This window comes from Citrobacter sp. W9, assembly GCF_026719375.1.
In the GTDB taxonomy this organism is placed as follows: Bacteria; Pseudomonadota; Gammaproteobacteria; order Enterobacterales; family Enterobacteriaceae; genus Citrobacter; species Citrobacter werkmanii.
In genome coordinates this window covers 67,453-79,538 of sequence record NZ_JAPPTE010000013.1, presented here as the reverse complement: position 1 = coordinate 79,538, position 12,086 = coordinate 67,453, and the positions used below count along the sequence as shown (strand labels likewise).

At 53.6% G+C, this 12,086-nt stretch carries 11 protein-coding genes and 1 other annotated feature; of the genes, 5 read left to right on the top strand and 6 right to left on the bottom strand.

Annotated features, from left to right (window positions below; genetic code table 11):
• Positions 1 to 3: 3 nt before the first annotated feature.
• From trpD to trpL, 3 genes are all read right to left on the bottom strand, one after another.
• Positions 4 to 1,599: a bifunctional anthranilate synthase glutamate amidotransferase component TrpG/anthranilate phosphoribosyltransferase TrpD gene (gene trpD / locus OOJ59_RS17965; protein ID WP_038640980.1), complete on the bottom strand. Its 1,596-nt coding sequence runs from the start codon at positions 1,597 to 1,599 to the stop codon at positions 4 to 6.
• Positions 1,599 to 3,161: an anthranilate synthase component 1 gene (locus tag OOJ59_RS17960; protein ID WP_085048097.1), complete on the bottom strand. Its 1,563-nt coding sequence runs from the start codon at positions 3,159 to 3,161 to the stop codon at positions 1,599 to 1,601. Before OOJ59_RS17960 ends, trpD begins: the two co-directional genes overlap by 1 nt.
• A gap of 23 nt (positions 3,162 to 3,184) precedes the next feature.
• Positions 3,185 to 3,279: a sequence feature (Trp leader region), on the bottom strand.
• A complete protein-coding gene (gene trpL / locus OOJ59_RS17955) occupies positions 3,256 to 3,300 on the bottom strand; it encodes a trp operon leader peptide (protein WP_012905981.1) in 45 nt (14 codons plus the stop codon). (Overlaps the previous feature by 24 nt.)
• Before the next feature lie 135 nt (positions 3,301 to 3,435).
• On the opposite strand from trpL, the gene rnm reads away from it, so the two are divergent.
• The 3 genes from rnm (at position 3,436) to rluB (ending at position 5,907) form a co-directional block, all read left to right on the top strand.
• Positions 3,436 to 4,314: an RNase RNM gene (rnm, locus tag OOJ59_RS17950; protein WP_069324976.1), complete on the top strand. Its 879-nt coding sequence runs from the start codon at positions 3,436 to 3,438 to the stop codon at positions 4,312 to 4,314.
• Positions 4,311 to 4,931, top strand: a complete 621-nt coding sequence (locus OOJ59_RS17945) for an L-threonylcarbamoyladenylate synthase (RefSeq protein ID WP_042308069.1) — start codon at positions 4,311 to 4,313, stop codon at positions 4,929 to 4,931. The genes rnm and OOJ59_RS17945 overlap by 4 nt, the downstream gene beginning before the upstream one ends.
• Positions 4,932 to 5,031: 100 nt before the next feature.
• The gene (gene rluB, locus OOJ59_RS17940) at positions 5,032 to 5,907 is read left to right on the top strand and encodes a 23S rRNA pseudouridine(2605) synthase RluB (protein ID WP_038640972.1); all 876 of its coding nucleotides are present in this window, start codon (positions 5,032 to 5,034) and stop codon (positions 5,905 to 5,907) included.
• An 83-nt stretch (positions 5,908 to 5,990) separates the two neighbouring features.
• Here rluB and cobO read toward each other — a convergent pair whose 3' ends face one another.
• Both cobO and OOJ59_RS17930 read right to left on the bottom strand, forming a co-directional pair.
• Complete coding sequence (cobO, locus tag OOJ59_RS17935; protein ID WP_069324977.1) at positions 5,991 to 6,581, bottom strand: cob(I)yrinic acid a,c-diamide adenosyltransferase; 591 nt, start codon at positions 6,579 to 6,581, stop codon at positions 5,991 to 5,993.
• Positions 6,578 to 7,339: a YciK family oxidoreductase gene (locus OOJ59_RS17930; protein WP_038640968.1), complete on the bottom strand. Its 762-nt coding sequence runs from the start codon at positions 7,337 to 7,339 to the stop codon at positions 6,578 to 6,580. Before OOJ59_RS17930 ends, cobO begins: the two co-directional genes overlap by 4 nt.
• A gap of 222 nt (positions 7,340 to 7,561) precedes the next feature.
• Here OOJ59_RS17930 and sohB point away from each other — a divergent pair, with 222 nt between their 5' ends.
• The gene (gene sohB, locus OOJ59_RS17925) at positions 7,562 to 8,608 is read left to right on the top strand and encodes a protease SohB (RefSeq protein ID WP_069324978.1); all 1,047 of its coding nucleotides are present in this window, start codon (positions 7,562 to 7,564) and stop codon (positions 8,606 to 8,608) included.
• Between the two features lie 108 nt (positions 8,609 to 8,716).
• Here sohB and OOJ59_RS17920 read toward each other — a convergent pair whose 3' ends face one another.
• The gene (locus tag OOJ59_RS17920; RefSeq protein ID WP_003020616.1) at positions 8,717 to 8,968 is read right to left on the bottom strand and encodes a YciN family protein; all 252 of its coding nucleotides are present in this window, start codon (positions 8,966 to 8,968) and stop codon (positions 8,717 to 8,719) included.
• Between the two features lie 398 nt (positions 8,969 to 9,366).
• Between OOJ59_RS17920 and topA the strand changes: the two genes are divergently transcribed.
• Positions 9,367 to 11,964 carry a type I DNA topoisomerase gene (gene topA / locus OOJ59_RS17915; RefSeq protein WP_160956267.1) on the top strand — a complete coding sequence of 866 codons (2,598 nt, stop codon included), beginning with the start codon at positions 9,367 to 9,369 and terminating at the stop codon, positions 11,962 to 11,964.
• Positions 11,965 to 12,086: the final 122 nt, after the last annotated feature.

The window sequence follows — 12,086 nt, the reverse complement described above, 5'->3', positions numbered from 1 at the left end:
CATTTACCCTCTTGCTGCCAGCGCAGTAACACGGTCGTAGGCCGCGCCGCTACGCAGCACATTAATCACGGTTTGCGCATTAGTTTTTAAATCTTCTTCACCGTGCAGGCGCATTAACATGGCGACATTCGCGGCAACGGCTGCTTCGTGAGCGGCTTCACCTTTACCTTGTAACAAGCGACTAAGAATGTCACGGTTTTCTTCCGGCGTACCGCCCGCCAGCTGTTCCTGATGGTACGGCGTCAGGCCAAAGTCTTCCGCCGTCAGTTGATAACTCTTGATTTCGCCATCATGCAGCTCTGCCACAATAGTCGGCGCATGCAGCGAAACTTCATCCATGCCGCCGCTGTGTACGACCGCGGCACGCTGATACCCCAATACGCGCAGCGTTTCGGCAATCGGCAGCACCAGTTCCGGGCTGTAAACGCCGATCAGCGCCAGCGGCGGATGCGCCGGGTTAATTAACGGACCGAGCACGTTAAACAGCGTGCGGGTTTTTAACTGTTGGCGTACCGGCATGGCGTGGCGAAAACCGGTGTGGTATTTCGGTGCAAACAGGAAGCACACGCCGAGATCGTCAAGCGCCTGACGGGATTTATCGGCGTTCATGTCCAGATTAATGCCAAATGCCGCCAACAGATCCGAAGAACCCGATTTACTGGAGACGCTGCGGTTGCCGTGTTTGGCCACTTTCAGTCCACAGGCCGCCGCAACAAAGGCGCTGGCCGTGGAGATATTGATACTGTTGCTGCCGTCGCCGCCGGTACCGACAATATCGGCAAACAGATAATCAGGACGCGGGAACGGGGCGGCGTTTTCCAGCAGCGCGGTTGCCGCGCCGGCAATTTCATGCGGGTGTTCGCCACGAATTTTCATGCTCACCAGGGCCGCAGCGAGCTGTTCCGGCTTCAGTTCACCGCGTACTACGGCCGAGAACAGTTGGTGGCTTTCCTGTTGGGACAGCGTCTGAGCCTGATACAGTTTCTCCAGAATAGGTTGCAGCGTATTGGTCTGTTCGAGTTTCTGTTGCGCCCATGCCAGCGTTTGCTCCAGCAGAAGCGCGCCCTGGGTGGTGAGGATCGATTCCGGATGGAACTGGAAGCCACACACGCGGTCGGTATCGTGACGGACCGCCATCACCATGCCGTTAAAGTGGGCGTTGATGGTCAAACCGGCTGGAACGTTGCTGCCAACAAGCGAGTGGTAACGCGCTACCGGCAATGGATTTGCCAGACCGCTGAACATTGCCTGACCGTCATGTTCAATACTGGATGCTTTACCGTGCAGGATCTCTCCGGCCTGACCGACGTAGCCGCCGTAGGCTTCAACAATCGCCTGATGCCCCAGACAAATACCGATAATCGGCAGCTTACCGCGCAGGCGGGTTAACAGCTCCGGCATGCAGCCCGCTTCGCTTGGCGCACCGGGTCCCGGAGAGAGCATCAGCACCGGGTTTTTCATGGTTGCTAAGCGGTCAATTAACGTCTGGGCCGGAATATGGTTGCGGTAAATCACCACGTTGTGACCATTAGTACGCAGCTGATCCGCCAGGTTATAGGTAAATGAGTCGATGTTATCGAGCAGCAGAATGTCAGCCATTAGAAGGTCTCCTGTGCGTGGTGCGCGGTGGCGATAGCACGTAAAACCGCACGCGCTTTATTACGGGTTTCATCGGCTTCAGACTGCGGTACAGAATCCAGAACAATCCCGGCACCAGCCTGTACGGTGGCAATACCGTCTTCCACGAGTGCGGAACGAATCACAATACAGGTATCCAGATCGCCATGGGCGGTAAAGTAGCCTACCGCGCCACCATAGCTGCCACGGCGACGACCTTCTGCCTCGGCGATAAGCTGCATGGCGCGAACTTTCGGCGCGCCGCTTAGCGTGCCCATATTCATACAGGCGCGGTACGCATGCAGCACATCCAGATCGCTACGCAGTTCGCCGACCACGCGGGAAACCAGGTGCATCACGAAGGAGTAGCGATCCACTTTGGTCAGGTCAGCAACGTAGCGGCTGCCCGGCGTGCAGATGCGCGCCAGGTCGTTACGCGCAAGGTCAACCAGCATCAGGTGCTCGGAAAGCTCTTTATGATCGGTACGCATCTCCAGCTCGATACGGCTGTCGAGATCGCGGTCCAGCGAGCCATCCGCACGGCGACCACGCGGACGCGTCCCGGCAATCGGGTAGATTTCAATCTGCCGGCTGGTGGCATCATATTTCAGCGAGCTTTCCGGGGAGGCGCCGAACAGCGTGAAATCGTTGTCCTGCATGAAAAACATATACGGGCTGGGATTACTTTTCTTCAGCACATAGTAGGCCGCCAGCGGTGACGGGCAGGGCAGTGAGAATCGGCGGGACGGAACCACCTGGAAAATCTCGCCTGCGCGAATAGCTTTTTGCATCCCGCGCACCACAGCGCCAAATTCTTCATCGCTCTGGTTACATTCGCAGCGCATCTGCGGAATTTCTGTCACGGGCAGTGGCGGAGCGGGCTCGGTAAGCTGCTGGCTCAGTTGCGCCAGACGAGCGTTCAGACGCTGTTTTTCGCCATCGCTGGGGGTAAATACGCTGGCCTGAATGCGGGTACTTTTCTTTTGGTGGTCGATGACCATCAGCGTTTCAGCCAGATAGAAGCAGTAGTCCGGGCAACGGTTACCTGCTTCAAGCTGAGGTAAATCTTCAAAACCGGCGACCAGGTCATAGGAAAACAGACCGCCGAAGAACATCGCTTCACGTTCTTGCGCAGGGACGTTGACCAGTTCCTGCAATAAACGGAAAGCATCAAATACGGAAAGGGAACATAAGCGGGCGTCTTCATCCAGCAACGGGCTTACATTGGGAAATTTCAAATGGCGTATGTTCGGCTGTTGTTCGTTTTCAACGCCAGCAGGCAGCGCTGCATCCAGCAGGGGCAGCAGCGATGCGCCGTTCGCGGAGAGCGCCTTAATAGTGACAGTGTCACCCAGGGCGGTGATGCGTAACGCGCTGTCGACCAGCAACAGGCTCTTCAGATCATCTTTGCTGTTGATATCTGCAGATTCAAGCAGCAGTGTCGCTGGACGAGCGCCACATACCTGATGAAACAGCGCCGTCGGATTCTCACGGTAGGCGGCATCGCAGGTAAGCAGTTCGAGTGTCGGTTTTGGTGTTTGCATCGTTGTTCTCATTAATTTTGTTCAAAAAAAAGCCCGCTCAGTTGGCGGGCCGGGTATCTGGTTGCATATTGCAGACGTAAGACACTGCCCGAAATCAGGAAGTGCGCCACCAACCGTGCAGAACAAATGTTGCTTTCATCTCAGATACCTTCTTCATGTGAACTTGCGTACTAGTTAACTAGTTCGGTAGGGTAAAGTCAACACCTGATTTCAGTAAATTTGTCGAAACCGCTATGATGGGCGTGTTACGACATTTATTGAAATGGGAGCCGCCTTGAGCGACACGAATTACGCAGTGATTTATGACCTGCACAGTCATACTACAGCCTCCGATGGGCGATTAACCCCTGAAGCCTTAGTACACCGTGCGGTAGAGATGCGAGTCGGCACACTGGCGATCACCGATCATGACACCACGGGCGGTATTGCGGCGGCAAGAGAAGAAATTTCACGTTCGGGTTTAGCGTTAAATCTGATCTCGGGCGTCGAGATTTCAACGGTGTGGGAAAATCATGAGATCCATATTGTGGGTCTGAATATAGATATTTCTCATCCATTGATGTGCGAGTTTTTGGCGCAACAAACGGAGCGCCGTCAGCAGCGCGCGCGCCTGATTGCTGAACGACTCGACAAAGCGCATATTCCCGGCGCATGGGAAGGCGCGTTGCGTCTGGCAGATGGCGGGGCGGTCACGCGGGGACATTTTGCGCGTTTTCTGGTGGAATGCGGAAAAGCCACGACTATTGCAGATGTTTTTAAAAAATACCTTGCCCGTGGGAAAACCGGTTACGTTCCGCCGCAGTGGTGTACAATAGAACAAGCTATTGATGTCATTCATCATTCTGGCGGTAAGGCAGTTCTGGCTCATCCGGGGCGGTACGATCTTAGCGCTAAGTGGCTGAAAAGACTGGTTGCATACTTCGCTGAACACCGCGGTGACGCGATGGAAGTGGCGCAGTGCCAACAGTCTCCCAATGAACGCACCCATCTGGCGACGCTTGCGCGCCAGCATCAATTGTGGGCATCGCAAGGATCTGATTTTCATCAGCCCTGCCCGTGGATTGAACTGGGTCGTAAACTCTGGTTGCCCGCAGGCGTAGAAGGCGTCTGGCAACTTTGGGAACAGCCTGAGATTACAGAGAGGAAAGTATGAGCCAGTTTTTTTATATTCATCCCGAAAACCCGCAGCAGCGGCTGATCAATCAGGCCGTTGAAATCGTGCGTAAGGGCGGGGTGATTGTCTATCCAACCGATTCCGGCTATGCGTTGGGCTGCAAAATTGAAGATAAAGGCGCAATGGAGCGCATTTGTCGCATTCGCCACCTGCCGGACGGACACAACTTTACGCTGATGTGCCGTGACCTGTCCGAACTGTCGACCTATTCGTTTGTCGATAACGTGGCTTTTCGTTTGATTAAAAATAACACGCCGGGCAACTACACCTTTATCCTGAAAGGGACGAAAGAAGTGCCGCGTCGATTGTTGCAGGAAAAACGTAAAACCATCGGCCTGCGTGTGCCGTCGAATCCGATTGCGCTGGCGCTGCTGGAAGCGCTGGGCGAACCGATGCTTTCTACGTCGCTGATGCTGCCGGGCAGTGAATTTACCGAATCTGACCCGGAAGAGATTAAGGATCGTCTGGAGAAGCAGGTGGAGTTAATTATCCACGGCGGCTATCTCGGCCAGCAGCCGACCACGGTCATCGATTTAACTGACGATTCTCCGGTGGTCTTGCGTGAAGGCGTCGGCGACGTTAAACCTTTCTTATAAGGGCGCGAACCGCTATACTACGCGGCCTTAAAATGGCGCTGACTGGCGCCGTTGATTCTCCTGTTCGACGCCTGTGAAGGCGACATCTAAAGGAAGCTCTATGAGCGAAAAGTTACAAAAAGTGCTGGCGCGCGCCGGCCACGGTTCTCGCCGTGAAATTGAAACCATTATTGCCGCGGGCCGTGTGAGCGTTGATGGCAAAATTGCCACGCTCGGCGATCGCGTTGAAGTGACGCCGGGTCTGAAAATCCGTATCGACGGCCATCTGATTTCGGTTAAAGAGTCTGCGGAACAAATCTGTCGCGTCCTGGCCTATTACAAACCAGAAGGTGAGCTGTGTACCCGTAACGATCCGGAAGGTCGTCCGACCGTGTTTGATCGTCTGCCAAAACTGCGCGATGCGCGCTGGATTGCCGTGGGGCGTCTGGATGTGAATACCTGCGGTTTACTGTTGTTCACTACCGACGGTGAACTGGCAAACCGTCTGATGCATCCAAGCCGTGAAGTTGAGCGTGAATATGCGGTGCGTGTGTTTGGTCAGGTTGATGACGCGAAACTGCGCGATCTGAGTCGTGGCGTACAGCTGGAAGATGGTCCGGCGGCGTTTAAAACAATCAAGTTCAGCGGTGGTGAAGGGATCAACCAGTGGTACAACGTCACGCTGACCGAAGGACGTAACCGTGAAGTACGTCGCCTGTGGGAAGCTGTAGGCGTGCAGGTAAGCCGTCTTATCCGTGTCCGTTACGGCGATATCCCGCTGCCGAAAGGCCTGCCGCGTGGCGGCTGGACGGAGCTTGATCTTGCGCAGACCAACTATTTACGTGAACTGGTGGAGCTGAAGCCGGAAACGACCTCTAAAGTTGCCGTCGAGAAAGATCGTCGTCGGATGAAAGCAAATCAGATCCGTCGTGCGGTGAAGCGCCACTCACAGGTCGGCAGCAGCCGTCGTCCGGGCGGTCGCAGCAACAACGGTTAATCATGACCAGGCCTGATAAGCAAAGCGCCATCAGGCGTTAGCGTGGAGCCGGATGCGGCGCAAGCGCCTTATCCGGCCTGCTGTCAGTAATCAATTCCCATCTGAGCTTTCACGCCCGCTTCAAACGCGTGCTTAACCGGGCGCAGCTCGCTGACCGTATCTGCTAACTCAAGAATATCGCGATGACATCCCCGACCGGTGATGATCACCGTTTGATGGGCTGGGCGCGCATTTAAGGCATTGATAACCTCTTCAAGCGGCAGATAGTCGTACGCCACCATATAGGTCAGTTCGTCCAGGATAACCATATCCAGTTGAGCGTCAGCCAGCATTCGCTTTCCATGTTCCCATACGGCCATACAGGCTGCGGTATCCGACTCGCGGTTTTGCGTGTCCCAGGTAAATCCTGTCGCCATAACCTGAAACTCTACGCCATGGGGTTCGAGTAAGTTTCGTTCACCGTTTGGCCAGGTACCTTTAATAAATTGCACCACGCCGACTTTTTTACCATGGCCCACCGCGCGCGTGGCGGTCCCGAACGCTGCGGTGGTTTTACCCTTACCGTTTCCGGTGAACACGATAATGATCCCGCGCTCATCCTTTGCAGCGGCAACGCGGGCATCAACCCGCTCTTTAACGCGCTGCTGGCGTTGCTGGTAGCGTTCTTCACTCATTGAGCTATTCCTGGTTTACGGCCCGGTTGGGCATCGAAAGTCATACCGGTTTTACGGCGGCTGTCATCGCCCATCAGCCACAGATAGAGCGGCATAATATCGGCGGGAGTTTTCAATTTTTGCGGATCTTCAGTTGGAAATGCGCTGGCTCGCATGCCGGTACGCGTACCGCCTGGATTGATACAGTTTACGCGCAGGTGACGGTTCTGATATTCATCTGCCAGAACCTGCATCATGCCTTCGGTAGCGAATTTGGACGTGGCATACGCTCCCCAATTGGCGCGTCCCTGGCGACCGACGCTGGAAGAGGTAAAGACCAGCGATCCGGCATCGGATTTCAGCAATAGCGGCAGCAATGCCTGGGTCAGCATAAAGGTGGCATTCACATTTACCTGCATGACATCTTGCCAGACCTGCGGATTTTGTTCGCTCATCGGACAAATATCACCCAGTAATCCGGCATTATGGAGAACACCATCCAGACGTGGAAAATGTGCGGCAATGCGCTGTGCAAGCTGGTGGCATTCTTCAGACGTACAAGTGAGCAGATCCAACGTGAACCAGTGTGGCTGCGTACCGTTTTCATCGGCAATAGTGCGGGCAACCTGGCGCAGTTTTTCTTCGTTACGCCCAAGCAGAATCACGGTCGCGCCGTATCGCGCATAGGTCTGTGCGGCTTCACGTCCGATACCATCACTGGCACCGGTAATCAGAATAATGCGGTCCTGTAAAAGGTCTTGTTTAGGTTGGTAATGCACGGCTACTCCTCGGCAACGCTCTGGCCTTCTCGTTCGCGATAACGTTTCGGCTTTATGCCTTAAACCCTGTTCTTTTTCAATCAGCCAAAGGCAATAACACCGCAAAATGAACGCTTTGTCATGCTTTTTGCTGATTCTGCGCCAGGATGGATGAAGCAAGACGAGTTAAGCAGCCTGTTGTACACTGAGCGGAAATAGCGTTGTTTAACCAAGGTGGGTCTCGTGGAATTGTTGTCTGAATATGGGCTGTTTTTGGCAAAAATTGTCACTGTCGTGGTGGCTATTGCGGTAGTTGTGATGCTGATTGTGAACGCGACACAACGCAAGCGTCAGCGCGGGGAACTGCGGGTTATTAACCTCAGCGAGCAATATAAAGAGATGAAGGATGATCTGTCGCTGGCGTTACTGGACGGGCATCAGCAAAAATTCTGGCATAAGGCGCAGAAAAAGAAACAGAAACTGGAAGCAAAGGCAGCCAAGGCAAAAGCGAAGCTGGGAGACAGTACATCATCTGATAAACCACGTGTATGGGTGCTGGATTTTAAAGGCAGCATGGACGCCCATGAGGTCAGCGCGTTACGTGAGGAAGTGACGGCGGTGTTGGCGGTCGTTAAACCGCAGGATCAAGTGGTGGTTCGCCTGGAAAGCCCGGGCGGTGTGGTCCATGGTTATGGTCTGGCTGCGTCGCAGTTACAGCGTTTGCGCGATAAGCAGATTCCGTTGACCGTAACGGTGGATAAAGTCGCCGCGAGCGGTGGATATATGATGGCCTGCGTAGCCGATAAAATTGTCTCAGCGCCGTTTGCTATTGTCGGCTCTATTGGCGTCGTGGCGCAGATCCCGAACTTTAACCGCTTTCTGAAGGGGAAGGATATTGATATCGAACTGCACACCGCCGGGCAGTATAAGCGTACGCTGACGCTGCTGGGTGAAAACACGGAAGAAGGGCGGCAAAAATTCCGCGAAGATCTGAATGAAACCCATCACCTGTTTAAAGATTTTGTGCAGCGCATGCGTCCGACTCTGGACATTGAACAGGTGGCCACCGGCGAACACTGGTTTGGGCAACAGGCGCTGGCAAACGGGCTGGTGGATGAAATCAATACCAGCGACGAAGTGATTCTCGGGCTAATGGAAGGTCGCGAAGTGTTAAGCGTTCGCTATATGCAGCGCAAAAAACTGATGGATCGCTTTACCGGGAGTGCGGCCGAGAGCGCCGATCGTTTGCTACTGCGCTGGTGGCAGCGAGGACAGAAACCGCTGATGTAAAATTGTCATTGCCGGATGGTGATGCTAAAGCATCTTATCCGGCCTTGAGGATCGTAACATCCCGGGCCGGATAAGGCGGAGCCGCCATCCGGCAAATCATTTCTTGTATTAATCGATCAAGTGATACTTTTCAGAAAGTACGTGCGCCAGGTGCTTAAACATATTAAACACCGCCGTACTCTTGGGCGTCGGAAGCCCTTGTTCGTCTAAAAAGTAATCTCCGCTGAAAACCAGCACGCCATTTCGCTGCGTAACGCCGGTGGCGACAATTCCCGCCAGCGTGTCCTCATGCTCACGAATGATTTTGTTGGCTTCAATCAGCAGCGTTTCGCGATCGATAGGTTGCGTGTCTTTATGCATTATTTACTCCTTAAACAAGGACATTAGTCTACGCCGAGCCCGGCTTATGGGCAAATATTCCCTGACATAAATGAAGGTCTTACGTCGGGGTTGCAACTGGCGGGATTTGTTTTTGCATGCTAATAAAGTTGCGTAACGCATTTTATCAGGTACAGTGTGACGCTTTCGTCAATCTGGCAACAGATTTGCTTGACATTCGACCAATACTTCGTCGTGCTATAGCGTTTGTGAGCAAAAAAGCCTGTTAACTCAGTTACATGAGAGTTACATTACAAGCGCGAAAAAGTTTAAGGGGTTGATATCCGCCGACGCAGAGACCATATCAATGTCTCGTCGCCAGTGGAAGGTGAATCAACGTGCGACGCATTCTGGAAGAATCAAATTAGGTAAAGGTGAATATGGGTAAAGCTCTTGTCATCGTTGAGTCCCCGGCAAAAGCCAAAACGATCAACAAGTATCTGGGTAATGACTACGTGGTGAAATCCAGCGTTGGTCATATCCGTGATTTGCCGACCAGTGGCTCAGCAACTAAAAAGAGCGCCGACTCAACCTCCACCAAAACGGCTAAAAAGCCCAAAAAGGATGAACGTGGCGCTCTCGTCAACCGCATGGGTGTTGACCCGTGGCACAACTGGGATGCGCGCTATGAAGTGCTGCCTGGTAAAGAGAAAGTTGTTTCTGAACTGAAGCAACTGGCTGAAAAAGCCGACCACATCTATCTCGCAACCGACCTTGACCGCGAAGGGGAAGCCATTGCATGGCACCTGCGGGAAGTGATCGGCGGCGATGACGCACGCTACAGCCGTGTGGTGTTTAACGAAATTACTAAAAACGCTATTCGTCAGGCGTTTGAAAAACCGGGCGAACTGAACATCGACCGGGTTAACGCGCAACAGGCGCGCCGCTTTATGGACCGCGTGGTGGGCTATATGGTGTCGCCGCTGCTGTGGAAAAAAATTGCGCGTGGTCTGTCAGCAGGCCGCGTACAGTCGGTTGCCGTGCGTCTGGTGGTTGAGCGTGAACGCGAAATCAAAGCATTTGTTCCAGAAGAGTTCTGGGAAATTGGTGCTGACACGACCACGCCTCGAGGCGATGCGTTGCCGCTTGAGGTGACGCACCAGAATGATAAACCGTTCCGCCCGGTCAATCGGGAACAAACGCTTGCCGCTGTCAGCCTGTTGGAAAAAGCGCGCTATAGCGTCCTGGAACGTGAAGATAAACCGACCAGCAGCAAGCCGGGCGCGCCGTTTATTACCTCCACGCTACAGCAGGCTGCGAGCACGCGACTGGGCTTTGGCGTGAAGAAAACCATGATGATGGCGCAGCGCTTGTATGAAGCGGGCTACATCACCTATATGCGTACTGACTCAACCAACCTGAGCCAGGATGCGGTGAACATGGTTCGCGAGTACATCAGCGATAATTTTGGCAAAAAATATCTGCCGGAGAGCGCGAACCAGTACGCCAGCAAAGAGAACTCTCAGGAAGCGCACGAAGCTATCCGTCCTTCCGATGTCGCCGTACAGGCGGAATCGCTGAAAGACATGGAAGCTGATGCGCAAAAACTGTACCAGCTGATCTGGCGTCAATTTGTTGCCTGTCAGATGACGCCGGCGAAATACGACTCCACCACCTTAACCGTGGGCGCGGGTGATTTCCGCCTGAAAGCGCGTGGTCGTATTCTGCGTTTCGATGGCTGGACCAAAGTGATGCCTGCATTGCGTAAGGGCGATGAAGATCGCATCTTACCGGCCGTGGATAAAGGCGATACGTTGACGCTTGTCGAACTGACGCCAGCGCAACACTTTACCAAACCGCCTGCACGTTTCAGTGAAGCCTCGCTGGTTAAAGAGCTTGAAAAGCGGGGTATTGGTCGTCCATCAACGTATGCGTCGATTATTTCCACGATTCAGGATCGCGGCTATGTTCGTGTTGAGAACCGTCGCTTCTATGCTGAAAAAATGGGTGAAATCGTCACCGATCGTCTGGAAGAAAACTTCCGCGAATTGATGAACTACGATTTTACCGCGCAGATGGAAGACAGCCTCGACCAGGTGGCGAATCACGAAGCCGAATGGAAAGGCGTACTCGACAACTTCTTCACCGATTTTACTCAGCAACTGGATAAAGCCGAAAAAGATCCTGAAGAGGGCGGTATGCGTCCGAACCAGATGGTGCTGACCAGTATTGATTGCCCGACCTGCGGACGCAAGATGGGTATTCGTACCGCCAGCACCGGCGTTTTCCTCGGCTGTTCCGGCTATGCGCTGTCGCCGAAAGAGCGTTGCAAAACCACCATTAACCTGGTGCCGGAAAACGAAGTGCTGAACGTGCTGGAAGGCGACGACGCGGAAACGAACGCTCTGCGCGCCAAACGTCGCTGCCAGAAGTGCGGTACGGCGATGGACAGCTACCTTATCGATCCTAAGCGTAAGCTGCATGTATGTGGTAATAACCCGACCTGTGACGGCTACGAGATCGAAGAGGGTGAATTCCGCATCAAGGGTTATGACGGTCCTATCGTTGAGTGCGAAAAATGTGGTTCTGAAATGCACCTGAAAATGGGGCGTTTCGGTAAGTACATGGCGTGTACCAACGACGAGTGCAAAAACACTCGTAAGATCCTGCGTAACGGTGAAGTCGCTCCGCCGAAAGAAGATCCGGTTCCGCTGCCGGAACTGCCGTGTGAAAAATCTGACGCGTATTTTGTGTTACGTGATGGCGCGGCAGGTATCTTCCTGGCGGCAAATACGTTCCCGAAATCACGTGAGACCCGCGCGCCGTTAGTGGAAGAGCTGTACCGCTTCCGCGATCGTCTGCCGGAAAAACTGCGTTATCTGGCAGACGCGCCGCAGACTGACCCGGATGGCAACAAGTCCATGGTTCGTTTCAGCCGTAAAACCAAGCAGCAATACGTTGCCGCTGAGAAAGACGGTAAGGCGACCGGTTGGTCAGCGTTCTTTGTTGACGGTAAATGGGTCGAAGGGAAGAAATAACGGTATTCCGCCTGAATTTCTCCTTAAAGGGTCGCGTAAGCGGCCCTTTTTGTTTCTGACGTATTATTTTTTGTCATGCCTATACAGCTTACATAGAAATGATATAGTGGTTATAGTTAACA